Here is a 24,264-nt window from a genome sequence, read left to right on the forward strand (position 1 = left end):
TTATTGTTACTTTATTATTGTTATAAGTTAATAATTATGAATTATGAGTCCTATTCTTTGTAGTAATAATTATACTTCTAATTATTTTTAAAACTTCCTTTGCCTGATTTAAAGGCTTTCAAACTCCTGCTGTGATATATAATCTGTTGCATACGAAAGTTCAAGCCAATAAATTGTTTCATCACATTCTCCCTGAGAGATAGATAGTTTATGAACAAAATCCAATCTGCTTTGAGCATTTAATGCTTCCCTGATATTAGCACCGACAGAAGTTCAGGATCTTAATAAGTGCTAGAAAGGATATTTTTTTTCGGCACTGAACTTTGTATAAAATTTTACAATATGTACCGCAAACTCAAAACTCTTCTTTCCAACAATGCTATCACTCATAACATAAGACTTTCAACTCATAATTTACTTATTATATCAATTGCAGGTCTTTTCTAACCTCCAGAATTTTCTCCTCTAAAGACTGCAATTTGTTTTTAAAATCTGCTTCGGAAGCAAGAGAATCTTTTACCGAGATATAGAATTTGATTTTCGGTTCCGTTCCGGAAGGCCTAACGCATACTTTCGTGCCGTCCTGTGTGTAATAGATCAGGACATTCGATTTTGGGATGTCATTCATCACCAGTTTTTCATTTCTGGAAACAATGAAATTAGTCTGTTCCTTAAAATCTTTTACTTCTTCCACCTCTGAACCGGCCAATTGTTTCGGAGGATTTTCCCTGAAATTTTTCATCATATTCAGGATTTCTTCTGCACCGTCTTTTCCTTTTCTTACCAGATTTACCAAACCTTCATAATGCATTCCTGTTTCCTGGTAAATTTCAATCAGATATTGATACATTGTTCTTCCGTTGGCTTTGCACCAGGCCGCAATTTCACAGGCTAAAACGATACTTCCGCATGAATCTTTATCACGGACGAAGTCTCCGGTCATAAATCCGAAACTTTCTTCTCCGCCACACACAAATTTTTCCTTTCCTTCCGCTTCACGGATCATTTTGCCGATCCATTTGAACCCTGTAAGTCCCGCTTTACACTGGACACCGAATTTTTGGGCAATATCAAAGAAAATATCTGAGGTTACAATGGTAGAACCGATAAATTCTTTTCCGGTAATCTTATCTTGTTTTCTCCATTCGTTTAAGATGTAATAAGTCAGGATCGTGTTACATTGGTTTCCGTTTAGCAGCTGCATTTCTCCGTCCAGGTTCCTAACGGCAATTCCCAGCCTGTCACCGTCCGGATCTGTTCCGATCACAATGTCTGCATTGGTTATTTTTGCAAGATCCATTGCCATTTCCAGTGCCGCCGGTTCTTCAGGATTTGGAGAATCAACAGTCGGGAAATTCCCGCTTGGGATCATCTGTTCCGTCACCAGGTCAATCTTTTTAAAGCCCGCTTTTTTTAAAGCCTGCGGAACAGTGGTGTAAGTTGTTCCGTGGATGGATGTAAAAACGATATTTAAATTTTCTTTTCCAACATTCTGATAGGTTGAATTTTCAATACAGGCATCAATATACACTTCATCCTGCTCCTCTCCGATCCATTCGATCAGGCTGTCATTTCCCGTAAATTTAATTTCCTCAAATTTTACCGAAAGCACTTCATTGATGATAGCTTCGTCATGCGGCGGAACAATCTGAGCTCCGTCATTCCAGTATACTTTATATCCGTTGTATTCAGGCGGATTGTGAGAGGCTGTTAATACGATTCCCCCATGGCATTTTTTATCACGGACCGTAAAAGATAATTCCGGAGTCGGCCTGTGATCTTTAAAAAGCAGTACTTTAATGCCGTTCGCCGTGAAAACATCCGCTACCAGTTTTCCGAACTCTTTTGAATTGTTTCTTACGTCATAAGCAATCGCTACTTTTATTTCTTCATTGGGAAACTGCTTTAACATATAATTTGCAAGTCCCTGTGTAGCCTGTCCTAACGTATATTTATTTAAACGATTGGTTCCTACGCCCATAATACCTCTCATTCCGCCGGTTCCGAATTCCAGTGCTCGGTAGAAAGAGTCTTCCAGGTCTGGAGAATTGCCCTCTATTAAGAGCTGAACCGCATTTCTTGTTTCTTCATCAAATGATTCGTGTAACCAAAGTCTTGCTTTTTCTAATGTTGTCATAAGTATATTTTGTTCTTTGGACCGGAGATTGGTAAGTGAGTAGAAGAAAGAAATCTTTCAGCTTTTAACTTCTCAGCTTCCGGCTCTGATTATTTTTTATCTGTTTGAATGGAATCATCCAATAATTAACATGGTTATATTCATTAAATTTATTTGGGATCTGAATTCTAATTTACTCTAATTTCTTATTTTCAACACGGGCATCTTTATCGATTTTAAAAGCCCGGATCGGATCATTATAATAAATAAATTTTGCCGTATTCTGAACATGGCCTTTCAATGAATCTTGTACATTAACTTCAGCATAGTTTCCGTTTTTAGAATCAATATTCAGGTTTTCTATTTTCCAGTACGGAGCAATCAGACTTGCTGTGTCTGCAATCTTTATCACCGCATTTTTTGTCTGTCCCAGGAAATTGGCCCTGCTCCGGTTAAGCATCTCAACTTCTGCCTTCCTCGTGTTGACCGATCCCATAAATGTAGCATAATTTTTTAAATTAAGCTTAAAATTATCGGTTTTAATCTCACTTGAAATGTTCATTTCTACAGAATCGGAAATGGTTACTTTTTCAAGATTATATTTGGAATAAATGGTGATGTTATAAAAATCAACGCCTTTTGTCCCCCGTTTTTCTTTAATAGACAGGGTTTTGTCATCCACATCAACATTCAGGTTATCCGCAACATTCGGATAGGTTTCAATCTCTACAAAATTCTTGTTTCCTCTTGCATAAAATACCCGGAATTTCCCTTCCAGGTCAAGATTGACAAATTCTTCGACGTCTACATCCTTTCTTTCAATAGTTCCTTTGGGTGAAACTTTCCCGCAGGAAAATAAAACAAGGGATACGAACACCAATACATAATAATTTCTTTTAGCCATTTTCAAATGAAGTAGAATAAATAATAAAAAATACAAAAACTGCAGTGATCGCCAACCCGACAAATAATGGTATCCATATTGATTTTTTAGAATACTGATCTTCATCAGGAAAGTATTTCGGAACAAAAAAATAAGAAAGCAGGCAGCCTCCCAATAATCCGCTTATATACGAATAGGTGCTTTTAGGATTTTCCTGAAGCCCACCGATAATGATGGTGATGATGGTCAATACTACAGAAAAACCTAATACAATATAAGCTTCCGTTTTCTTCTTCGCAGAAACTAAATTCTGATATAATAAAATACCGCCGAAAAGTGTTGAGAAAAAAATTGAAAAGCCTAAAATAGCATGCTTGGAGTATATCTTAGGCAATTTTTTATCATTCATCATTATTTAAATCACTTCGTCAATATTATAATTTTTGTGTTCACGGTTCGTTCTGATGATCATTTCGCCCAAGAATCCGGCTATGAACAGCAATGTTCCCATCAGCATCATGGTTAACGCAATGAAGAACCAAGGATTATTGGTAATCAGATGTCCGTAAATTCCTCTGGCTACATCAATAAGTTTAGAAAGTCCTAGCCATAGCGCAGACAGGAAACCGACTATAAACATCAAAGTTCCCACTGCTCCGAAGAAATGCATCGGTCTTCCTCCGAAACGGCTTACAAACCAAAGAGTGACCAAATCAAGAAATCCTCTTATGAATCTTTCGGTTCCGAATTTTGAAGTTCCGTAAGGTCTTGCCTGATGTTGTACTTCTTTTTCCGTAATCCTTCTAAAGCCTGCATTGGCAGCCAGAACCGGAATATACCGGTGCATATCTCCGTACACATCAATGGTTTTTACCACCTGTTTTTTATAGGCTTTCAAACCACAATTGAAATCGTGAAGCTCAACGCCTGAAACTTTTCGTGCAGCGGCATTGAATAATTTAGAGGGAACATTTTTCGTCATGACATTATCAAAACGCTTCTTTTTCCATCCGGAAACGATGTCATAATTGTCTTCAACCACCATTCTGTAGAGTTCAGGAATTTCTTCCGGAAAATCCTGCAGATCTGCATCCATGGTAATAATAACGTCTCCGTTAGTTCTTTCGAAAGCGGCATGCAATGCCTGGGATTTTCCGTAATTTTTGGAGAATTTAATGGCGTGGATCTGCGGATGCTGTACTTTCATGTTTTCAATAATGCTCCATGAAAGATCGGTGCTTCCGTCATCTACAAACCATATTTCGTATGATAAACTGTTGGCCTGGCAAACAGTATCAATTCTTAAGAAAAGCTCTTCCAAAGACGCTTCTTCGTTTAATAACGGAATAACTATGGATAAATTCATTTAAATGTCAGTAAAAATTATTCTTGGTTTTCTATTTCCTGATAGACGGTTCGGGTTCTGAAAAACGCCCCGAAAAACAATGACAAAACTACGTAAAATATAAGAATTGCTGCAAAATATCCTGAAAAATGACTGGCGGTAAGCATATCTTTTCCTTTCACTGCTTCCGGAGAAAAGCTGGGCAGCCTTTCTTTGTATTTCTGGTCCAGTTCGTCAATATCTTTCTGGTGTTTTAAAATTTTTCTCGCAGAGGCATATTCTTTATCCAGTTCTGCTTTCTGTCTGGTTACATACTGATAATTCAGCAGTTTTTTTGCATCGGTATCTACAAAATTAAGATAGGCATAAATGCTCAAAATGGAAAGTACCCCACCGATAAACATCGGAACAAAAGCTCTTTTGAAAGCATCTTTGAAACTGACGGTTCTATGATTATTCCAATAGGTTTTTACCGACCAGAAAGCGGCACCCGCATATAAAACGGGTAAAACAAAAGCATTGGCCTTCAGTGAGATGTCAAAATAGTTGACTCCTGAGAAAAAATAATATACTACAAAAAAAACAATCATTGTAGCGATAAAAAGGATAATTCCTAGTGTTAATGGACTTTTTGTCATAATTAATTTTTTAGAAAAAGTTGAAAAATTATTCCGCTACATTTCAGCCTTTTAGCTTGATCACAGCGTTTTTTCACCTATTTTTCTTTCATAATATTTTTAAGTTTATAAAATATTCCTATCTTTGCAACGGCAAGTCCTAAACAACCAGCTCCTGAGAATCCTCCAGGGTGGGAACGCAGCAAAGGTAATCGGTCGTAGCGGTGTGATTTAGGTAGCTTGCCATTTTTTTTGTTTTAAACTGAAGTAAGGTAATCTGAGAATTATCTTTTTTTGTTTTTATACATTCCGTCATCATTTCAGTTTTCAAATTACCTTCCTTTAACTGTTTATTTAAAATTCGAAAGTTTCACCAAGCTTAGGTAAAACGAGCTCAACATTTTTATCTGAGAAATGCTTCAGTGCATTTTCATGATTGATTTCAATTGCAGGGAATGTATCAAAATGACATCCGATCACTTTTGGAGTCTTCAGTAATTCTGATGCTGCAAAAGCTGCTTTTCTCGCGCACATGGTATAATGGCTTCCAATAGGAAGAATCGAAAGATCTAAGTTACCGTATAACTTTGGGAAAAGCTCCATATCTGCCATCACTCCGGTATCTCCTGCCATATACAAGTTTCTGCCTTCAGGAAGCCTAAAAATATAACCTACGGGAACGCCTCCGTAGCTTCCGTCAGGAAACGAGCTGGTGTGGTGAGCAGGAACCATTGAAATTTTCAGGTCACCTAATTTTGCTGATCCGCCCAAGTTGACATCATCTTTATTTTTGGCATTTTTGAAGTAGGCACATATTTCGGGCTGGCCGATGATCGTGGCTTCAGGATGATGCCGTAAAACTTCCTCAACGTCTGCAATATGGTCTCCATGTGCATGGGTCAGCAAAATATAATCTATTTTCTGAGCCGAAATATCAAATCCTGATTCTGTTTTTTTGTAGTTGTAAAAAGGGTCGCTTAAAATTGTTTTGTCTTTGTAGGTAAACAAAAAACAGTTTTGTCCTAAGTATTGTATTTTCATTTAGTTAAATTTTATAAAGAAATATAAAGTAGAAATAATATTAGAATTGAGTTAGTGGAGTTTAGAAAAAATAGTAATTTATTATTATATTGTTTTCCTAAAATAACAATTAATGAAGGAATTATTCCTAAGTTTATAATTAAATAAAATGGAAGAACCAAATATCCAAATCCCATTGGTCCTCCATCTTTCTCAATTAACGTTATTGTTTTAGAAATAAAATAAATGTTAGAAAGCAGAATCAATATGGAAAAAAGAATATTTAAATGCTTTAATTTGTAATTGATCATCCAAAATAATTAAGTCCGAAAGCTGTAAGAACGGCCATCATAAAAGTTATAATTCCAACCTGCTTTAAAAACGGATCAAGTTCCCTTGGGTTTTTTACTGCCATAATCTGTCTTCTTAATTTCATTAACGGAAGCAGTAAAATCATAACAATGAATACATAATAGTTCTGCGTCTGAAAGAATCCGTTTACTCCGAAAAAAACCAGCATTAAAATCAAAGGAAGCTGCAACAGAACCATTTCGTAGATCATGGCATTCTTAAAGCCTATTCTCAGTGCAAAGCTGTTTTTGCCTGATAACCTGTCGCTTTCAATATCTCTCATATTGTTTAAGTTCAGCACGGCCATACTCATCATACCGACAGCAGTTCCCGGCAGCAGCATGTCCCAGCTGAACGATTTTGTAAATAAGAAATAGCTTCCGCAAACCGAAACCAGTCCGAAAAAGATAAAAACAAACACATCGCCTAATCCCATATATCCGTAAGGTTTTTTCCCGATCGTATAGCCGATTGCCGCTAAAATACTTGCTACTCCTAATCCGATGAAAATATAAAATTCATTCATATATTCAGGAATAAAAGCCACGTATAAAAGACCTACAGTTGCAGCAAAAGATAAAACTGATAAGATAATTACCGCATTCTTCATTTGTTTCGCCGTAATTTTTCCGGACGCAACTGCTCTTGCTTCTGCCTCCATTACCCTTTTTGCATCGGTTCCCTTAACGCCGTCTCCATAATCGTTTGCATAATTCGATAAAATCTGGTATAGTAATGTAACTAAAAGTGCCAATGCAAAAATTCTCCAGTCCCAGATTCCTCCTTCGTCGTACAATTTCCATCTTGCAATGAAAGAACCCATGATAATTCCGCTTAGGGAAAGCGGCAATGTTCTAAGCCTTGCGGCTTTTATCCAATCTGACATAATATTTAGATATTGGAAATTAGAATTTAGAAACCAGATTTAAACTGCATAAGTCTAATTTCTGGTTTCTAACTACTATTTTCTTATTTATGTTAAGAGATCCACTGATCTTTTCCGAAATCAGGTTTTCTTTTTTCCAGGAATGCATTCCTTCCTTCCTGAGCTTCTTCCGTCATATAGGCAAGACGTGTTGCTTCTCCAGCAAAAACCTGCTGCCCAACCATTCCGTCGTCTGTAAGGTTCATGGCGAATTTCAACATCCTGATCGATGTCGGGGATTTCGCTAAGATCTCCTGTGCCCATTCGTAAGCAGTATCTTCCAGTTCGGCATGAGGAATTACGGCATTGACCATTCCCATTTCCAAAGCTTCCTGAGCGGAATAGTTTCTTCCTAAAAAGAAAATTTCACGGGCTTTTTTCTGTCCGACCATTTTGGCCAGATACGCTGAACCATAACCACCGTCAAAGCTGGTAACATCTGCATCCGTCTGTTTGAAGATCGCATGCTCCTTACTTGCTAACGTAAGGTCACATACCACATGGAGCGAGTGTCCTCCTCCAACGGCCCATCCCGGAACCACTGCAATAACTACTTTTGGCATAAAACGGATCAGACGCTGGACTTCCAGAATATTCAGGCGGTGTCTTCCGTCTTCACCCACGTAGCCCTGATGCCCTCTTGCTTTCTGGTCCCCGCCGCTGCAAAAAGCCCAGCCTCCGTCTTTAGGACTCGGGCCTTCCCCTGAAAGAAGAACAACTCCTATAGAAGGGTCTTCTGAAGCATCGTAGAAAGCATCGTATAATTCTGAAGTTGTTTTGGGTCTGAAAGCGTTGCGAATTTCCGGTCTGTTGAAAGCTATTCTCGCTACACCATTGCATTTTTTATAGGTAATGTCCTGGTATTCCCTGACGGTTTTCCACTCGATCATGTTGTAAAAATTTTTCCCAAAGATACGGAATTGCAAAGAATTTTAAGGTTCATTTTTACTGATAATAAATAAGAAATCAAGATGAATATTCAGATCGAAATATTTTATTTCTCGTCAATTTTATTTTGGACAGATCCTTAAAGTAATAATGTAAATCAGGGATGAAAATATGACTTCCTGTAAAACTGAAGACATAAAAAAACCGGAACAAAAATGTCCCGGTTCCTATATAAATTTCTGAAAGAATTATTTTGGCTGCTTAGCAAGAAGTTCAGCTTCTTTAGCTTTCATTTCATTATACTTAGCTGTATTTTTTGTCGTGTTATAAATATCTTTCAATACCTGAACACTGTTAATATCAGAAGGCATAGCCTGATACCATTTTTCAGCATAAGGAGTCGCTTTCATAAACCTCTCCTTTCTGGCTTCAATTAATTTTGTAGCGTCATCCGGCTTGGTTTTTCTCAAAGCATTAATATCAGTGACTGCTTTTTCATCATCTCCGATTACTGTATATACCAAATTCTGGTATGCATTGGCGAAATCACCTTTAAGCTCAATAGCTTTTTGGAAAGAAGCAATAGCCTCAGCTGCTGTTTCAGGATTTTTAGACTGTAAAACTCCTAAATTATACCAGTTTGTCGCATCATTAGGATTTTTGGCTAACTGCTCTTTTAAATTCGTCATGAATTTATCTGTGTTTCCTGAAGCATATAGCGCAGATCCCTGGTATTCTTTCAGTTTAGTACTGTTCGGAAACTTTGCCAGTCCTTTTTCAATGATTGCTAATGCTTCGTCATTTTTCTTGGCATTTAACAGTAAAGTAGACAAGGTCTCATACAAATCGGCTTCCACACTTGGAGACTGTTCTGTTTTGAAATCAGAATAATCTTTAGAAGAAGTCTTTTTTAAAAGCTCCCAGGTTGCTTTATCATAACTTTTTACTTCTCCTGTTTTGGTTTCTTTTGCAGTATACGTTGTTTCAACACCCGTATACCCTGAATTGATTAAATCTGTATATATTTTAATTGCCTGCTCAATGTTGTTAGCCAAAGCATAATTAAGACCTGAGTAATACATATATACTTTATTATCCTGGCCGCTTGTTTTCAGCAAGTTGTAAACTTCCATAAACTTAGGAGCCGCAACCGCATAGTTTTTTGCGTTGTATGCATCCATTGCTGCTTTATTAGCTTCCTGTAGCTTAGCATTTGCATCATCTTTCTGCGCGAAAGCGAGAGAAGACGCTATGATAGCCATACCTAAAATTAGCTTTTTCATAATACTATTTTATATTGATTGTACACAATTATTCTGCGGAATCGGAATTCTCACTTCCTTCTTCCTGATCTTGGTTTTCTATCTGAGGCGCTTCTTCCGTACTGTTTTCAGAATTGTCTGTTACAGCTTCTGCTCCTTCTTCAATAACCTCTTCTACCTCTTTATCCATTTCTACTTTTGCAATTGCTGCAATTTCGTCATTCTTCTTAAGGTTGATCATTTTTACCCCTTGGGTATTTCTGCCCATTACCCTCATTTCATCCATATTCATACGGATAGCGACTCCTGACTTATTAATGATCATCAGTCCGTCTTCATCCGTCACATTCTGGATTGCGATCAGGCTTCCTGTTTTTTCAGTAATGTTCAGGGTAATTACTCCTTTTCCTCCTCTGTTGGTTTCCCTGTAATCCAGAACGGCAGTTCTTTTACCATATCCTTTTTCAGATACTACAAGAACGGTTTCGTTTTCAAGATCATTAACCACAATCATCCCGATGGCTTCATCATTATCTTCCATGCTGATCCCCCGAACCCCGATGGATCCTCTTCCTACTTCCCTAACTTTTTCTTCAGGGAAACGGATACATTTGCCGTTTTTGGTAGCGATCATGATCTGAGAGGTTCCGTTCGTTAAATACGCACCTAATAACTGATCATTATCTCTGATTTCAATGGCATTAACCCCATTTATCCTCGGTCTAGAATACGCTTCCAGAGAGGTTTTCTTAATGGTTCCGTTTTTAGTAACCATCACTACACTCATCTGATTAACATATTCAGAATCTTTCAGATTATTGGTTCTAATGTAAGCTTTAATCTTATCATCAGGCTCAATATTAATCAGGTTTTGTACAGCTCTTCCTTTTGAGGTTTTGGATCCTTCAGGAATTTCAAATACCCTAAGCCAGTAACATCTTCCTTTTTCGGTAAAGAACAGCATGTACTGGTGGTTGGTTGCGGAAACGATATATTCCAAGAAATCTTCATCTCTCGTAGTGGCTGCTCTGTTTCCAACACCACCTCTGCTTTGGATTTTATATTCTGAAAGCAAAGTCCTTTTAATATATCCTGCGTGTGAAATCGTAAGAACTACGGATTCATTCGGGATAATGTCTTCAATTGACATTTCACCACCTGAATAATCGATCTCAGTTCTTCTTTCGTCACCGTATTTATCTCTTACTTCAATTAATTCATCCTTGATGATCTGGAACCTTCTTGGCTCATTGGCTAAAATATCTTCCAGATCAGCAATCTCTTTCATAATGGCATCATACTCGTCACGGATCTTATCAAGTTCCATTCCTGTAAGACGGGCAAGACGCAGATCCAGAATAGCCTGAGCCTGAATATCAGAAAGATCAAATTCTGTAATCAATCCTTCTTTTGCCGCTTGTGGATTAGCGCTGTGACGGATAATTGCGATTGCTTTATCCAGAGAATCCTGGGTACCGATCACTTTCATGAAGCCTTCCAGGATATGCGCTCTTTCTTTCGCTTTTCTAAGTTCGTACTCCGTTCTTCTGACAATCACCTCATGTCTGTGCTCCACAAAATGGAGGATGATGTCTTTGAGGTTCAGCTGCTCCGGTCTCCCGTGTACAAGCGCAATATTGTTGACACTGAAAGACGTCTGAAGAGAAGTATATTTGTATAATAAGTTTAAGACAACATTTGGAATTGCATCATTCTTCAGTTCATAAACAATACGGAGTCCTCTTCTGTCAGATTCATCCCTGATTTCATAGATGCCCGGAATCTTATCATCCTTTACCAGCTCGGCAGTCCTTGCGATCATTTCAGCCTTATTCACCTGATAAGGGATTTCGTTGATGATGATGGCATTTCGGTTTCCGATTTCCTCGAAAGCCACTTTAGCTCTCAGGACAACCCTTCCTCTTCCGGTATGGAATGCATCTCTTACGCCGTCATATCCATAAATGATACCGCCTGTCGGGAAGTCAGGGGCAATGATATGCTGCATCAGCTCGTCAATTTCAATATCACGGTTGTCGATATAGGCACAAATTGCATTGACTGCTTCCGTTAAATTATGAGGAGCCATATTGGTAGCCATTCCTACCGCAATCCCTGAAGTTCCGTTTACCAGTAAGTTAGGTATTTTTGAAGGCATTACCGTCGGTTCCTGTAAACTGTCGTCGAAGTTATTCTGAAAATCCACCGTTTCTTTATCCAGGTCTGAAAGAATTTCATCAGAAATCTTTTTCAGCCTTGCTTCGGTGTAACGCATGGCTGCAGGCGGATCGCCGTCCATTGACCCGAAGTTACCCTGACCGTCTACCTGCGGATACCGCAGACTCCAGTCCTGGGCCATTCTTACCATTGCATCATAAACGGAGGAGTCTCCGTGCGGGTGATATTTACCCAAAACATCCCCTACAATTCTTGCGGATTTTAAATATTTCCTATTAGAAAAAACCCCTAATCCATACATACCGTAAAGTACTCTTCTATGAACAGGTTTTAAGCCGTCTCTTACATCCGGTAACGCTCTTGATACGATAACCGACATCGAATAATCAATGTAAGACGACTTCATTTCATCAACAATGTTGATAGGAATCAGTCTTTCTCCTTCTTTTTGCATAAACAATTTTATTATAATGATAGTCAGACCCTTAGCTGCATGTCTGAAAATTATCTTTTTGCATTTTTTATTAACGTGCTAATTTACGAAAAATTTGCCGATTTTTGCGGTAAAATTTATCCATACAATCTTAAAAAATCATAAAATATGAGCCTGTTAAGTCTAACTTTTCACTGTACCAAAAATAATCTCGAGGAATGGGAAAACTATATGAATGATACCCTCGTTTTAATGACGGAAAACCTGATGGATGTTAATCAATATATCCTTTCTGAAGTGCACAGCGACTATATTGACGAAGGTAAAAATTACAATCTCCTTTTGATTTTTGAAAACGACGCTTTCAGGGAGGATTTTGTTAAAAGCGAACTGGAAAATATTGCGGAACGTATAGAAATGAAATTCGGACAGGAAGTGATGATCTTTAATACTCTCCTGAATCCAAGGAAATCAAGAATGTAATTTTAAAAGTTATTTATAAAGCAAAAGCCCGGAAAACAGTTCCGGGCTTTTTAATGTTTTATCTTGCGTGATGCGGAGGTCTCGGCGGTCTTGGTGGTGCAGGCGGATGGTGTAAACATGAAGACAGCACAGCAGCCATGGCAATAGCCATCATTAATTTAGATACATTTTTCATACTTTATTTTTTGGAATTCAGAGTATACGTATCAAGGCAAATGCCAATCGTATCGTTTGTGAAAAAAGTTATGGTATATATGTATTTATGATAATAAAAGCACTGAATAATCAGTGCTTCTTATCTATCTTCGATGATGTTCGTGCCCACGGCCTCTGTGTTTATGGTGTCCGTGACCATGTCCTCCTTTATCATGTCTGTATATTTTTTTTGCATGCCCGGGTGGCATTCCTCTTCTTCCGGGATGATCATGAACCACACAAGATGTTAATAACAGGGATGCTGCTGCGATTCCGGCAGCTGTAAGTAATCCTTTCATTTTCTCCACTTTTCAAATTTCGCGGGTAAAGCATCAAGGATAATGCCAGGCAAGTGAAAAAATCTTTCCGGTCCGTAGGCGGTAATGATGATATCAGAATAGCAAACTGTTTCCTTATTCTTTAGTTATAGTGTAACCGTTAGTAAAGTTTCAATGGTATTTCCTTTTATTTTTCCTTTTAATTCTTGAATAATGAGTCTGCCTGCTCCTTTCATCTTCCGAAATCACACTGATATTACCGTCAACTTCCAGAACAGATAATTTTACATGGTCAATACCTTCAACCCCGTGCTCCCTGATTGCTTCTTCCAACTCGCCTGTGCTGATTTTAACCCTTCTTAAAGCCGTTTGGTCTGCAACGCCGTCTCTTATCAGAATAACAGGGTCGTCTTCCATAAAACGTTCAAACTTCTGGCTGGAAAACATGAACTTTTTCATGATGAAGTTAGCTGTAAAAAGAACAAGGGCTGCAATCAGTCCGCCCTGCAGGGACGTATCCGGTCCTACCATGGCGTTCTGGACAGCATTGGAAATCAGCAAAAGTAAAACAACATCTCCTGCGTTAAGCTGGGAAAGCTGGTTCTTGCCGAAAAGACGTATGGCAATGACCATGAAAAAGTATACGCAAAGGGAGCGGACTACAACATCTAGAATGGGATTCACAATAATGTATTAAAAATCAAATGTATCAATTTTTTTGATTTGTTGAATAACTTATACTGTCTGCAAATGAAATTTTAAACCTTCCTATAATTCAAATTTAAATTTTACGGATATAATGACTTTAAAATTGGATTTAATAATTCTGTTCAGAATGACAGAGCAAAATAAAAGCCGCTCAATTAAGCGGCTTATTTTACGGGCATGTACTGATCTGAACGGTGCTGCATACCGTTTTATTTAACCGCTCACAATATACACAATATTGTTTGGGCTGTCCGCCATACACTGATTTAAGATCTACTTTGCTTAATTTTTTTAAATTTTTCATATCGTTTTAATTTACTGATTACCTATACAACAAAAAATAGATGTAATTATTGCCTTGTATTTCAAATTTTTCACGATAAAGTGTTTTAAAATAAAAAAGCTACATGGCAACCATATAGCTTTTATAAATAAAATAGAATGAAATTATTTGCTGTCAATTTCTACTGTTACAGGCATTACGTAAGTATATGCTATCATGTTATGGTCTGATTTTTTACGACCTGCAGGATAATTAGATCCTTTTAAAACGTTCTCAATTTCTTTACTTACATTTTTGCAGTCACCTTTGGAATGAACATTTACAATTTTACCATTCTCGGCAATTTCAAATCTCACTTCTGAGTTGACTACTCCCTGTTTATAATCAGCATTGGTAAAATCAAAATTATCGATCAGCAGTTCCCTGATCTCATTAAACCCGTCATTTTTATGCAGTTTAACTTCCTCAATGGTATTATTGGCGGCAGTTTGTGCTTTGATGGTATTTGTAATCATCATACTTCCACAAACAAAAAGTGAAGCGACGAATATCTGAACTTTATTTTTCATAAATATTTGATTTTAAATATTAAACATTATTTGTTTCTTATCTCTTAATCAAAGTTATGAAATAATTCATATTAAATTAATAATCAGTTAACATTTGGTTAACATTGTGGTATAATCATCTGATTTTTAATCATATAAATTTTTAAATAACGAAAAATTTAATATTGGAATGATAAAAATGGCATAAAAAAAGCTGAATTTATTGATTCAGCTCCGAGATTTAATTTATAATCCTTCAATTATACGTTTGGTTTCTAGTTGTTCAATAATGAATTTCGCATCACTTTCATTAATATATTTATTTTCATAAAGCAAGTGAATTCTACTTATTTGGATATGTACAGGAATCAGGTTATCAACTTTATAATATATTTTTAAAAAATATTCCTTTTTACTTTCTTTAATTTTAGAAATAAACGAATCTACCTCATCAATTTCTTTATTTGTGTAGGAAAAAATAAGAGGTTTTACAGCTGAAAGCATTTTTGAATTTTCATTTCTGAATTCGTTATTACATAAGCTTACAATAATAAAAACGGGAATCATAATTGTTATAAAAACAATCATTCCGGTTGATACTGACAGATTGTATGAGTCATTAATCAATATGGTAAGAAGTATTGCATTAAATAATACAGAAACAGCAATTGCGATAAGCACAAAATCTTTAGATTTTCCTATGACACTTTCATCATCATGAATATCTGAAAAATAAACTTTATATTCCCGTAGTTCTTTTGCAAAATTATCTTTAACAAAAATTCCGTCTTCCTGAATTTCAAATAATTTTGAGTTTCTCCCATTCTTTTGTATCAGTGTATTCATTATCTATTTCATCTCCTTCTTCAAAAACTTTCCTGTCAAAGATTTTTTAGATTTGATAATTTCCTCCGGTGTTCCCTTGGCAATGATCTCTCCACCATGCTTCCCGCCTTCCGGTCCTACGTCAATAATGTGATCGGCCAGTTTGATGACATCCATATTATGCTCGATAATGATAAATGAATTCCCCAGTTCCACCAATTTATTGATGGCTTCCATCAGGATTTTCACATCTTCAAAATGAAGTCCGGTCGTCGGTTCATCAAGGATGTATAAGGTATTCCCGGTCTGTCTTTTGGCCAGTTCCGTAGCCAGCTTAATTCTTTGAGCTTCTCCCCCGGAAAGTGTTGTTGACTGCTGTCCCATGGTAATGTATCCCAAACCAACATCCTGAAGTGTTTTTACCCTTGCAAAAATCTTAGGGATCGGCTGGAAAAAGTCTACCGCTTCATCAATGGTCATTTCCAGTACATCGGAAATTGATTTTCCTTTATATCGTACTTCCAGGGTTTCCCTGTTGAATCTTTTTCCGTTACAGGTTTCACAGTGAACATAAACATCCGGCAGGAAATTCATTTCAATCACCTTTAATCCCCCGCCCTGGCAGGTCTCGCATCTTCCACCTTTTACATTGAAGGAGAATCTTCCCGGTTTGTAGCCGCGGATCTTGCTTTCCGGCAGTTCGGCAAAGAGATTCCGGATATCTGTAAACATTCCGGTATAGGTGGCAGGATTGGAACGCGGTGTTCTTCCGATCGGAGTCTGGTCCACATCTACAATTTTATCAATATGTTCAAGCCCTTCGATCTTTTTATACGGCAAAGGTTCCTGGACAGCTCTGTAAAAATGTTTATTGAGAATCGGATATAAAGTTCCGTTGATTAATGAAGATTTCCCGCTTCCCGAAATTCCGGAAACTACCACCAGTTTTCCTAAGGGAATATCAAGGGTTACGTTTTTAAGGTTGTTTCCTGTAGCTCCTTTCAGAATGATGTGCTTCCCGTTTCCTTCACGTCTTTCTGCCGGGATTTCAATTTTTCTTTTTCCGTTGATGTATTGGGCGGTAATGGTATCTGCCTTTAACAGATCTTTCGGTTTTCCCTGCCAGAGGATTTCACCTCCGAACTTCCCTGCTCTCGGTCCGATATCCAATACCTCGTCGGCTTCCAGGATCATGTCTTTGTCGTGTTCTACAACCAGAACGGAGTTTCCGATGTCACGAAGATTTTTTAATGAATTGATAAGTCTTTCGTTATCTCTCTGGTGAAGTCCAATACTGGGTTCATCCAGAATATATAATACATTAACCAATTGAGAACCGATTTGGGTGGCCAGACGGATCCTTTGGGATTCCCCTCCGGAAAGGGTTCTTGAACTTCTGCTCAGGCTCAGGTAATCCAGTCCGACATCCAGCAAAAACTGAAGCCTGGTTTCGATTTCTTTTAAAATTTCATGGGCAATGATCGCATTTTTTTCTGAGAAAGTCCCTCTTACCTCGGCTAACCAGTCTTTAAGATCAATTAAGCTCAATCCGTTAACCTCAGCGATATTTTTACCGTCAATTTTAAAGCTTAAGCTGGAAGGCTGAAGACGTGTGCCTTTACATTCCGGGCAGGTTTCTTCCGTCGTAAAATGTCTTTCCAGTAAAATGCCTTCGTAAGATTCCTTTTCTTCAATAATCTCTTCCATGAAAGGAATCAGACCGTCAAAACTGATCTTTATCTTTTTGGTAATCCCTGCATATTTTAAATCTTTATTGAACTCTTTGTGACAGCCGTTGTAAATGTAATCCAATGCTTCTTCCGGAATATCTTTGAAAGGCGTGGCTAATCCCAATCCGAAAATTTCAAGGATGTTTTTAATCTGGGCAAGTATCCATTTATTGGATTTGATGTCTTCGAGAGGTAGCAAACCTCCTTGGTTAACTGATAATTTCGGGTTTTCGACAAAGTAATCTGTATTGATTTTCTTAATGATTCCCAGTCCTTTACAGCTTGGGCAGCTTCCTTTCGGTGAGTTGAACGAAAAGGTATTGGGTTCAGGTAAGGCCAGTGAGTGGCCCGTTTCCGCATCCATCAGGTTTTTAGAAAAATATTCAATATCCTTGCTTCCGAGCTTCTGGATCCCGATAATGCCTTCCCCCATGTCCATTGCCGTACGGAGTGATTTTTCCATTCTGCTTTCAGAAGCGCTTTCCCCGATGATCCAGCGGTCTATCACAATATCGATATCGTGGGTTTTATAACGGTCGAGCTTCAGGTCGTATTCAATATCCTGCATTTCACCGTCAATTCGTGCCTGTCCGTATCCTTTTTTGGCCATCTGAACAAAAAGCTCATGGTAATGCCCTTTCCTGGAACGTACAACAGGTGCCATCAGCATAATTTTCTCCCCTTTATAATTTTCTTTGATGCTATCCAGAATCTGATCTTCCGTATAGCTTACCAGCTTCTTGCCTGAAGTCTGTGAGTAAGCATCCGAAACCCTTGCATACAAAAGACGCAGGAAATCGTAAAGTTCAGTAACGGTTCCCACGGTCGAGCGCGGGTTTTTATTGGTCGTTTTCTGCTCAATGGCAATAACAGGAGAAAGCCCTTCAATCTTATCGACATCCGGACGTTCCAATCCTCCTAAAAACTGTCTTGCATAGGCAGAAAAAGTTTCGATGTAACGGCGCTGTCCTTCTGCAAAAATGGTATCAAAAGCCAATGAGGATTTCCCGCTTCCTGAAAGCCCGGTAATCACAACCAGTTCGTTACGTGGAATTTTGACGTTGATATTCTTAAGATTGTGCTCGCGGGCACCGTACACTTCTATATATTCTGTTGATTTACTCATAATTTGGTGTGACCTTACATGAAAATCACGCTGTGCAAAATTACGGAATTTTATGGAATTTTTATGTGTTAAAAATATCAGATTAACAGCTTGAAATCAGATACAATCTAAATTTAAATGAGAGGGGCTGTTAAATGGTTTTTGAAATATTTTAAATAAATAACAACAGAAATATTTTGCTTTCATAAAGTCATATCTGAGCGATGAATATTTGCAAATCAGATAATTGATTTTATTAAAATGCGTGGAGATTAATATGGTTAGAATATTAAAGAACGAAGCCGATGAAAACATCACCGGCTCTGTTTTATAATGATATGTTTAAAAATCAGCATCGTCGTTGGTGATTTTCACCCGGTATTCAATTCCGTCGATAGCCTTTGAAATAATCTGGTTCCGGAGAATATTCGCCATGTTTTCCCAATAAACCCTTCCGTAAAAAGTGTAATTCTGAGGTATGATTTCCACCTCAACGGTACGGATAAATCCTTCCTTTGGTTTATTACTGATCATTGTTCCCCGTTTTACGCGCACTTCTTTCAGCTCATCTTTCATCACCATCCTGCAATAGTTCTTGACATCTTCCAGGGAAATGATTTTATCCCTTGTTGTTAATGCGTATTTATATGCCTGGATACTGTCGGTTCCCTTCTGCTCTTCCGCACCGCCAATGGTTTCGGTAAGAAGAATCAGGGCCTGTGATTTCAGCTGATTAGACAGCTCGGTTCCGGGCCGCATATGATTCGCTAGTGTACAGTGCGTGATCCAGAACGAAGCATATGTATGGTCTGTCTTTTCTACCGGCTCCATGATCACATAATTCAGCTCCTGTTTGATGTTTCTCCTCGCATTATTTACTTTCTGAACCATTGATTTCATTTTATCGGACATTTCGCTTAAAACGCCTTTTACATTGTCCCTGTTCAATAATGAGAATGCTGCAATTTCATCTCTTGTCAGCTCCAGTACATTGGCAATCATGTCTACTGCGTTTCTATTGGTGAAACGCTCCATTCCCCCCTTTCTTACCGTATATAAACCTTTTTTAAGATCGTCATTCGGTGTAAAGGGGATTTCCGTGTATCTTCTCCCATCCCCGTCCTGAACTTCATCGACATATAAAAAATGTTCGCCTTCATCAGTGATCAAAGGGATGTTGTTCCCCATAATATCAAGACTGTATTCTGTTTTTTTCCAGCCTCTGTTGTAAATTGGAAATGCATTCAATACAAATGAAAAGTTATCCAGTATTTCAGCGGAAAACTGAGGCGGAAATTCCAGAGTCAGCCATAAATAGCGCTTCCCAGAGATATGCTTCATAATCTCTTCCTTATAATCCACAAAATCCAGATTTTCAGGAAGTTTTCCAGGCTCTGAAAACAGTCGGTCTGATAAGCCTGAAATTTCAATAAATTTATGTCGGTAAATACTTTTTACATCTTCTATAAGCTTATTCTGAATCGACTGCTCACGGAACATCTGCTCATATCCGTCTGCGGTGTGGCTATTGGTCAGATAGGTCAGCCCTTCTTTTACAAACAGGGGATTTCCATTGCTTGACACGGTAATGTAGGGAAGCAGCTTATAGGTAAAGTCCAAATGTTCAAATGCAGGATTTGAGCAGTAAATGCTTATGTATTTCGAAAAATTTTCACTGGAATATTTCGTCACATCAATACCGATGGTAACTTTCCTGTAATCTTCCGACCTTCCCTGAAATCTTGCAATCGGAATTTTATTAAGCCTTTCATCAATACTGTAACAGGTATTGCCCACGAACATCATTGCAGTCTGAATTTTATTGATCCTGATATTTCCTACCGGAGTAAAAGGAATATTAACCTGTTTGTCTGACTCAGCTTTTATGGTGGAAGTCATTTGTTTCCTGAAGAAAAACTCCGTGTGCTCTAACAAGACCTCAGATGAGTCGTAAGGCTGTGTAAAAGCAACGGCATGTGCGGGAACCGGATGGGTATAAATCGAGGGTGTTAATAACTTCGCCAGCTTCTCTAGAATTCTGGCATTTACAGTCTGTATTTCATTATTTGCCTTAAAAATTTCAGTACTGAAAGCGTCGATCAGCAGTTTCACGAAGGGATCCAGAGATTGCGGACTTTTCAGTCCCCACACTTTGGTTGCGTTCTGAAGCATTCTGGCTTTTACGGATTCTTTGGAATAGATATTCTGGTCTAAATTCATAATTCTGGTTACCGTTTAAAATCTTAATCAATGGACATCGGGCTTAAGAACAGTTCGGTCGAAAAGCTGAAACGTTCTCCTGTCGATTCCATTTTTGCGTTGATGGCTATTTTTACTTTTTTTTTGATTTCTGTATGTTCTTTGGTATCGTAGCTGTGCTCTACAATCTGTACATGGGCATCAATCTGAGGCTGAACAATTCTCTGTTCGTATTCCTGGATCTGTCTTTTCAAGCTTTTTATGAAAACGCTTTCCCATACTGCGCTGGTGACTCCGTTGTCAAATTCCAGGTTCCAGACATCATTTCCGTAATTTTCATCGTACCGGTTTTCGCCTTTTTTGGTTGTAATCAGCAGCATGATGTTATGGGCAATACTTTCACCCATATCGCATGTATCGATGCTCCCTCCTTCCGTCATCAGTGTCGAAGGCACAAAAGGCATTCTGTAATTGGGGGTATCCATGATTTGGCTTGTTTATAGTTTGTGGTCTGATTCTAATCTATTTGAAAAGAAATACCAATTTAAACATTTTTCACGAAATATAGAATGATTAAATTTTTAAATTATTTCATAATGTCCGTGAATTCCAAACTTTGTATGAGACCCTTGTAATTATATCAGAATATTTTAAGCATAATATTCTTCTGATTTTCTAAGCTATTTAATTTTATTTCTTGATAAACGGATAAGATCTTTTGTCGAGTTTCAAAAGGTAAGAACCTGCAGGCAGGTTATGAACGGGGATTTTTTTCTTATTTTTAAAAGGAAGTGTTTCCTGATAGATCAGCCTTCCGGAAAAATCCAGTACCTGAGCGGATTTAATATGTTCAGCCTTTCCGGTAATGAAAATATTATCCTGTACAGGATTCGGGTACATCTTAAGATTATTTCCTGATAAAATAGCATCTTCAGAATAAAGCGTTCCTAAATTTTGACAATAATTAGCAGCATAAGAATCCCATTCATTGATATTAAAAGTTGATGTCGGCTGGCTCACAGTTGGTTTTCTGTATAACGAAACATTTCCTAGAACCGGAAAATTATTAGCATTGCTGACACCGATAGCATCTACGGACATATTTTTATACCTCAGCTCAAGATATTGGTCTCCCGAATAAGTCATTTGCGGAGCTGCGGTCACAAATCTGGCCTGATTGATAGCATAGCACGTGAAATTGGAATTTGGATTCAGGATAACAAAAGTCTCATTATTCTGAACAATGCCTTCCAGCTCATAAGGGGCCGGAAAATAATAATTTGTTTCACCCATCAGCTGAATGGATAGCCTGTAATTACTCAGATTTACGGCGTGCCCGGTTTTGTTGGTAATTTCCAGCGCTTTGTTATTGGCACTTCCTTCCAGATATTTTGAAATAAATAAATCCTTTGCATATACATCAGTACTTAAAGTAGCTGCAGAAACTGTATTGCTTTCCGGAGACAGCAGATAACCATTGTCATATGCCTTAACCGTAAAATTGTAAGTGGTAGAAGGGGTAAGATGGTCAATACTGATATTCGGGGTTTTTGTTGAAGCCACTAAAGTCCCATTCTGATAAATTTTATATCCGATGACATCTGCACTTGTGCTTGGGATCCAGCTTAATGTCGTGAAATAGGCGCTGTTTTGGGTAACGGTAAGATTAGATGGTGCCTGGGGAGCTGTTGTGTCAGGAATCTGCCCCCAGATAGCATTTGCCCAAGTCGGATTATCGATAAAAGGGTTTCTGTTTTTCTGTAAATTATACACCGCATTATTTCTGTCGATTTCCCTTTGAGAAACAGGATCCTGCTGATGCCATTGTAAAAGCATGGTCATATAATCCGGATCATAGGCCCGTTCTTCTGTCCCGTCCAATGGATTCGTATCTGATGCAGGATTCGTATTGTTGTTAAAGTTAAAAGTCCCTAATTTTCCTTCATACCGTACGGCAAAATAAAGAAGGCTTCTGGCGACATCCCCTTTAAATTCATTAATAGGTTCATATACCCTTCCTGCATATGGCATTCCGGGAATAGCCGAATTCCCTATCCTTGAGGAGTTGGTGAAAGTATAATAAATGGTGGAACCCACAATTCCGTACGGATAGTTACTTCTTAACTGATTAATCTTCGCATCAGTGGGCACAACATAAAATAAATCTGAATACATTGGGTAATTGCTGTAAAATGTACTCTGAGGCATCATATGTTCCCGGTTCCATCCTAAGCCTTCCGCATTGGCACTTCCTATAATATCTGCAGTCGTATATTCATAGGCATCCGGTCCCGTTGGAATTTCAGAATAGATATCTAATAATTTAGTGGTGTTGGATGCATCATGATCGTAATAGCGGTCCAGATCTGTCTGGTTATAATAATTCGTAAGATCACCGTAATGCCGGTTTATATTCCTGACAGAGATAATATCATGAAGTTTTGATTTTAAGGTGTATCCCGTTAGGCCTGCCGCCCCATCATAATATCCTGCCGGAGCCTGGGCTGCAAAATACGATGAAGCTAAAAATATAGGAAATAGAATTTTTTTCATGCTTTAAAAATTGGAAGCCTAAAATAGGTAATTTATTGCCTCTGATTTCTGAATTTTTCGTTAAAAAATCATTAATGTTTAGAATATAAAAAATTGACAATTAATTTTTTAAGGATAAAGTTTTATGGGGTCAATAATTTTTTTGGGTGTTACGTCAATTTGGTTATCTTTGGGAATTAACTTTTATTTATATGAATACAGAGACTATTGACAACATTAAAATGATAGCTGAAACAGCAAGGGAATTTGCTGAGAAGAATATCAGGCCTAATATTATGGAGTGGGATGAAAGTCAGACTTTTCCTAAAGATTTATTCCATGAATTAGGAGAAATGGGTTTCATGGGAATCGTTATCCCTGAACAATATGGAGGTTCTGGTCTTGGTTATCATGAATATGTTACGATCCTGGATGAAATTTCTCAGGTAGATCCGTCCATCGGGCTTTCTGTAGCGGCACATAACTCACTTTGCACCAACCATATTTATGAATTCGGAAATGAAGAGCAGAGACACAAATGGCTTCCCCAGCTGGCTTCCGGAAAGGTAATCGGGGCATGGGGGCTTACTGAGCACAATACAGGGTCAGATTCAGGAGGGATGTCTACTACTGCTGTAAAAGATGGTGACGAGTGGGTCATCAATGGTGCGAAGAATTTTATTACCCACGCTATTTCCGGAGATATTGCCGTGGTAATGACGAGAACGGGTGATATAGGAGCAAAAAATAATTCAACGGCTTTTGTCCTTGAAAAAGGAATGCCTGGTTTTTCTTCTGGTAAGAAAGAAAATAAACTAGGGATGAGAGCTTCTGAAACGGCGGAACTTATTTTTGACAACGTACGAGTTCCGGATTCTTACCGGTTGGGAGAAGTTGGGGAAGGTTTCAAACAGGCCATGAAAATTCTTGACGGCGGAAGAATATCTATTGCAGCTTTAAGCTTAGGAACTGCCAGAGGCGCCTACAAAGCCGCTTTGAAATATGCGAAAGAAAGACACCAGTTCGGAAAATCTATTTCAGAATTTCAGGCTGTGAACTTTATGCTTGCAGATATGGCTACAGAAATTGATGCTTCCGAATTGCTGATCCAGAGAGCAGCAACATTGAAGAATGCAAAGCAGAAAATGACAAAAGAAGGTGCTATGGCTAAGTTATATGCTTCAGAGGCTTGTGTAAGAATTTCCAATAATGCCGTTCAGATTTTCGGAGGGTATGGATATACTAAAGATTTCCCGGCAGAGAAATTTTACAGAGATTCTAAGTTGTGCACCATCGGTGAAGGTACTTCTGAAATCCAGAGATTGGTGATCGGAAGAGATATCACGAAATAATATCTTAT

Annotated in this window: 22 protein-coding genes and 1 other RNA gene; 3 read left to right on the top strand and 20 right to left on the bottom strand. The window is 38.1% G+C overall.

The annotated features are described in order from the left end of the window. Positions 1-108: 108 nt before the first annotated feature. From MKJ01_RS06780 to MKJ01_RS06805, 6 genes are all read right to left on the bottom strand, one after another. Positions 109-225: a four helix bundle protein gene (locus MKJ01_RS06780; RefSeq protein WP_241632545.1), complete on the bottom strand. Its 117-nt coding sequence runs from the start codon at positions 223-225 to the stop codon at positions 109-111. Between the two features lie 196 nt (positions 226-421). Continuing rightward, positions 422-2,137, bottom strand: a complete 1,716-nt coding sequence (locus tag MKJ01_RS06785) for a phospho-sugar mutase (RefSeq protein ID WP_241612816.1) — start codon at positions 2,135-2,137, stop codon at positions 422-424. A gap of 172 nt (positions 2,138-2,309) precedes the next feature. Further along, complete coding sequence (locus MKJ01_RS06790) at positions 2,310-3,020, bottom strand: DUF2807 domain-containing protein (protein WP_241612818.1); 711 nt, start codon at positions 3,018-3,020, stop codon at positions 2,310-2,312. Then, on the bottom strand, positions 3,013-3,411 hold the full coding sequence (locus MKJ01_RS06795) for a hypothetical protein (protein WP_241612820.1): 399 nt from the start codon (positions 3,409-3,411) through the stop codon (positions 3,013-3,015). Before MKJ01_RS06795 ends, MKJ01_RS06790 begins: the two co-directional genes overlap by 8 nt. Before the next feature lie 3 nt (positions 3,412-3,414). Continuing rightward, positions 3,415-4,365, bottom strand: a complete 951-nt coding sequence (locus MKJ01_RS06800; RefSeq protein WP_241612822.1) for a glycosyltransferase family 2 protein — start codon at positions 4,363-4,365, stop codon at positions 3,415-3,417. Between the two features lie 17 nt (positions 4,366-4,382). Then, positions 4,383-4,982 (bottom strand): DUF4199 domain-containing protein, encoded by a 600-nt coding sequence (locus MKJ01_RS06805; protein ID WP_241612823.1) that lies wholly within the window; start codon positions 4,980-4,982, stop codon positions 4,383-4,385. Between the two features lie 130 nt (positions 4,983-5,112). Here MKJ01_RS06805 and ffs point away from each other — a divergent pair. Next, an RNA gene (gene ffs / locus MKJ01_RS06810) (signal recognition particle sRNA small type) lies at positions 5,113-5,210 on the top strand. Between the two features lie 105 nt (positions 5,211-5,315). Here the strand turns inward: ffs and MKJ01_RS06815 are convergent. The 5 genes from MKJ01_RS06815 to gyrA form a co-directional block, all read right to left on the bottom strand. Beyond that, a complete protein-coding gene (locus MKJ01_RS06815) occupies positions 5,316-6,002 on the bottom strand; it encodes a metal-dependent hydrolase (RefSeq protein WP_241612825.1) in 687 nt (228 codons plus the stop codon). A gap of 286 nt (positions 6,003-6,288) precedes the next feature. Further along, complete coding sequence (gene menA / locus MKJ01_RS06820; protein ID WP_241612827.1) at positions 6,289-7,218, bottom strand: 1,4-dihydroxy-2-naphthoate octaprenyltransferase; 930 nt, start codon at positions 7,216-7,218, stop codon at positions 6,289-6,291. A gap of 92 nt (positions 7,219-7,310) precedes the next feature. After that, positions 7,311-8,147: a 1,4-dihydroxy-2-naphthoyl-CoA synthase gene (locus MKJ01_RS06825; RefSeq protein ID WP_241612829.1), complete on the bottom strand. Its 837-nt coding sequence runs from the start codon at positions 8,145-8,147 to the stop codon at positions 7,311-7,313. Between the two features lie 246 nt (positions 8,148-8,393). Next, complete coding sequence (locus MKJ01_RS06830; protein ID WP_241612831.1) at positions 8,394-9,428, bottom strand: hypothetical protein; 1,035 nt, start codon at positions 9,426-9,428, stop codon at positions 8,394-8,396. A gap of 28 nt (positions 9,429-9,456) precedes the next feature. Continuing rightward, positions 9,457-12,039 carry a DNA gyrase subunit A gene (gene gyrA / locus MKJ01_RS06835; protein WP_241612833.1) on the bottom strand — a complete coding sequence of 861 codons (2,583 nt, stop codon included), beginning with the start codon at positions 12,037-12,039 and terminating at the stop codon, positions 9,457-9,459. 147 nt (positions 12,040-12,186) lie between these two features. Between gyrA and MKJ01_RS06840 the strand changes: the two genes are divergently transcribed. Then, complete coding sequence (locus MKJ01_RS06840) at positions 12,187-12,501, top strand: DUF4286 family protein (protein WP_241612835.1); 315 nt, start codon at positions 12,187-12,189, stop codon at positions 12,499-12,501. Between the two features lie 299 nt (positions 12,502-12,800). Here the strand turns inward: MKJ01_RS06840 and MKJ01_RS06845 are convergent, their stop codons facing one another. The 9 genes from MKJ01_RS06845 to MKJ01_RS06885 all read right to left on the bottom strand — a co-directional run bounded on the left by MKJ01_RS06845 (position 12,801) and on the right by MKJ01_RS06885 (position 22,925). Beyond that, positions 12,801-12,995 carry a hypothetical protein gene (locus MKJ01_RS06845; RefSeq protein ID WP_241612837.1) on the bottom strand — a complete coding sequence of 65 codons (195 nt, stop codon included), beginning with the start codon at positions 12,993-12,995 and terminating at the stop codon, positions 12,801-12,803. Between the two features lie 150 nt (positions 12,996-13,145). Then, positions 13,146-13,658 (bottom strand): YetF domain-containing protein, encoded by a 513-nt coding sequence (locus MKJ01_RS06850; RefSeq protein WP_241612838.1) that lies wholly within the window; start codon positions 13,656-13,658, stop codon positions 13,146-13,148. 193 nt (positions 13,659-13,851) lie between these two features. Continuing rightward, positions 13,852-13,986 (bottom strand): protein with bacteriocin-type signal sequence, encoded by a 135-nt coding sequence (locus MKJ01_RS06855; RefSeq protein ID WP_241632547.1) that lies wholly within the window; start codon positions 13,984-13,986, stop codon positions 13,852-13,854. Positions 13,987-14,129: 143 nt separating this feature from the next. Next, positions 14,130-14,534 (bottom strand): hypothetical protein, encoded by a 405-nt coding sequence (locus MKJ01_RS06860; RefSeq protein WP_241612840.1) that lies wholly within the window; start codon positions 14,532-14,534, stop codon positions 14,130-14,132. Between the two features lie 225 nt (positions 14,535-14,759). Next, positions 14,760-15,359 carry a hypothetical protein gene (locus MKJ01_RS06865; protein WP_241612842.1) on the bottom strand — a complete coding sequence of 200 codons (600 nt, stop codon included), beginning with the start codon at positions 15,357-15,359 and terminating at the stop codon, positions 14,760-14,762. Positions 15,360-15,362: 3 nt separating this feature from the next. Next, a complete protein-coding gene (gene uvrA, locus MKJ01_RS06870) occupies positions 15,363-18,194 on the bottom strand; it encodes an excinuclease ABC subunit UvrA (protein WP_241612844.1) in 2,832 nt (943 codons plus the stop codon). Between the two features lie 321 nt (positions 18,195-18,515). Next, the gene (locus tag MKJ01_RS06875) at positions 18,516-20,393 is read right to left on the bottom strand and encodes a type VI secretion system baseplate subunit TssF (protein ID WP_241612846.1); all 1,878 of its coding nucleotides are present in this window, start codon (positions 20,391-20,393) and stop codon (positions 18,516-18,518) included. 23 nt (positions 20,394-20,416) lie between these two features. Then, positions 20,417-20,857, bottom strand: coding sequence for a GPW/gp25 family protein (locus tag MKJ01_RS06880; RefSeq protein WP_241612847.1), 441 nt, complete (start codon positions 20,855-20,857; stop codon positions 20,417-20,419). A gap of 205 nt (positions 20,858-21,062) precedes the next feature. Next, positions 21,063-22,925 carry an endonuclease gene (locus tag MKJ01_RS06885; protein WP_241612849.1) on the bottom strand — a complete coding sequence of 621 codons (1,863 nt, stop codon included), beginning with the start codon at positions 22,923-22,925 and terminating at the stop codon, positions 21,063-21,065. 191 nt (positions 22,926-23,116) lie between these two features. On the opposite strand from MKJ01_RS06885, the gene MKJ01_RS06890 reads away from it, so the two are divergent. Further along, positions 23,117-24,256, top strand: coding sequence for an acyl-CoA dehydrogenase family protein (locus tag MKJ01_RS06890; protein ID WP_241612852.1), 1,140 nt, complete (start codon positions 23,117-23,119; stop codon positions 24,254-24,256). The last annotated feature ends 8 nt before the right edge of the window (positions 24,257-24,264 follow it).

It is taken from the genome of Chryseobacterium sp. SSA4.19 (assembly GCF_022601875.1).
Lineage (GTDB): Bacteria > Bacteroidota > Bacteroidia > Flavobacteriales > Weeksellaceae > Chryseobacterium.

What these genes read in the sequence shown, in the direction of transcription:
- MKJ01_RS06785 (WP_241612816.1), bottom strand. Translation starts at nt 2,137, where the DNA reads ATGACAACATTAGAAAAAGCAAGACTTTGGTTACACGAATCATTTGAT.
- MKJ01_RS06790 (WP_241612818.1), bottom strand. Translation starts at nt 3,020, where the DNA reads ATGGCTAAAAGAAATTATTATGTATTGGTGTTCGTATCCCTTGTTTTA.
- MKJ01_RS06795 (WP_241612820.1), bottom strand. Translation starts at nt 3,411, where the DNA reads ATGATGAATGATAAAAAATTGCCTAAGATATACTCCAAGCATGCTATT.
- MKJ01_RS06800 (WP_241612822.1), bottom strand. Translation starts at nt 4,365, where the DNA reads ATGAATTTATCCATAGTTATTCCGTTATTAAACGAAGAAGCGTCTTTG.
- MKJ01_RS06805 (WP_241612823.1), bottom strand. Translation starts at nt 4,982, where the DNA reads ATGACAAAAAGTCCATTAACACTAGGAATTATCCTTTTTATCGCTACA.
- MKJ01_RS06815 (WP_241612825.1), bottom strand. Translation starts at nt 6,002, where the DNA reads ATGAAAATACAATACTTAGGACAAAACTGTTTTTTGTTTACCTACAAA.
- menA (WP_241612827.1), bottom strand. Translation starts at nt 7,218, where the DNA reads ATGTCAGATTGGATAAAAGCCGCAAGGCTTAGAACATTGCCGCTTTCC.
- MKJ01_RS06825 (WP_241612829.1), bottom strand. Translation starts at nt 8,147, where the DNA reads ATGATCGAGTGGAAAACCGTCAGGGAATACCAGGACATTACCTATAAA.
- MKJ01_RS06830 (WP_241612831.1), bottom strand. Translation starts at nt 9,428, where the DNA reads ATGAAAAAGCTAATTTTAGGTATGGCTATCATAGCGTCTTCTCTCGCT.
- gyrA (WP_241612833.1), bottom strand. Translation starts at nt 12,039, where the DNA reads ATGCAAAAAGAAGGAGAAAGACTGATTCCTATCAACATTGTTGATGAA.
- MKJ01_RS06840 (WP_241612835.1), top strand. Translation starts at nt 12,187, where the DNA reads ATGAGCCTGTTAAGTCTAACTTTTCACTGTACCAAAAATAATCTCGAG.
- MKJ01_RS06845 (WP_241612837.1), bottom strand. Translation starts at nt 12,995, where the DNA reads ATGAAAGGATTACTTACAGCTGCCGGAATCGCAGCAGCATCCCTGTTA.
- MKJ01_RS06855 (WP_241632547.1), bottom strand. Translation starts at nt 13,986, where the DNA reads ATGAAAAATTTAAAAAAATTAAGCAAAGTAGATCTTAAATCAGTGTAT.
- MKJ01_RS06860 (WP_241612840.1), bottom strand. Translation starts at nt 14,534, where the DNA reads ATGAAAAATAAAGTTCAGATATTCGTCGCTTCACTTTTTGTTTGTGGA.
- MKJ01_RS06865 (WP_241612842.1), bottom strand. Translation starts at nt 15,359, where the DNA reads ATGAATACACTGATACAAAAGAATGGGAGAAACTCAAAATTATTTGAA.
- uvrA (WP_241612844.1), bottom strand. Translation starts at nt 18,194, where the DNA reads ATGAGTAAATCAACAGAATATATAGAAGTGTACGGTGCCCGCGAGCAC.
- MKJ01_RS06875 (WP_241612846.1), bottom strand. Translation starts at nt 20,393, where the DNA reads ATGAATTTAGACCAGAATATCTATTCCAAAGAATCCGTAAAAGCCAGA.
- MKJ01_RS06880 (WP_241612847.1), bottom strand. Translation starts at nt 20,857, where the DNA reads ATGGATACCCCCAATTACAGAATGCCTTTTGTGCCTTCGACACTGATG.
- MKJ01_RS06885 (WP_241612849.1), bottom strand. Translation starts at nt 22,925, where the DNA reads ATGAAAAAAATTCTATTTCCTATATTTTTAGCTTCATCGTATTTTGCA.
- MKJ01_RS06890 (WP_241612852.1), top strand. Translation starts at nt 23,117, where the DNA reads ATGAATACAGAGACTATTGACAACATTAAAATGATAGCTGAAACAGCA.